We start from the raw sequence: 395 nt of genomic DNA, 5'->3' as shown, positions 1-395 counted from the left end.
ACTAAAATAGTAATTAGGAGGTAATATATGCCTAAAAAACAAAAACCCAATGATATATTCCAAAAAGGTAGTAAATTAGCAAAGGAAAAAGCCTTCTTTCTAGGTAAGACCGGAGAATATGGCACAGTTTCAAAGCTTGCTAGAATTGGCATCGATTCTTACCTTACAAAAGGTAACAAGAAAACTTTTGATATTGTTGCGGTGGGAAATAATAGAAGTATTACTATACAAGTAAAAACCTCTAAAGAATTGACATTTCCTACAAGGTTTTTTCAGAAATACTATGATTATAGTTTTTCTACTCCTGATTTTTGGGTATTTGTTCATTCATTTGCTGAGAAAGATTATAATTATAAAGAAGATTTTTATGTTTTAACTCATGAGGAATTAAAATT

At 29.1% G+C, this 395-nt stretch carries 1 protein-coding gene; it reads left to right on the top strand.

Translation table 11 applies throughout. The features are described from left to right. Positions 1–27: 27 nt before the first annotated feature. A partial coding sequence (locus V7056_RS20740) for a hypothetical protein (RefSeq protein ID WP_499704278.1) occupies positions 28–395 on the top strand: 368 nt, incomplete at its 3' end.

It is taken from the genome of Bacillus sp. JJ664 (assembly GCF_036962205.1).
Classification (GTDB): Bacteria; Bacillota; Bacilli; order Bacillales; family Bacillaceae_G; genus Gottfriedia.
This window is presented reverse-complemented; position numbering and strand designations above follow the sequence as displayed.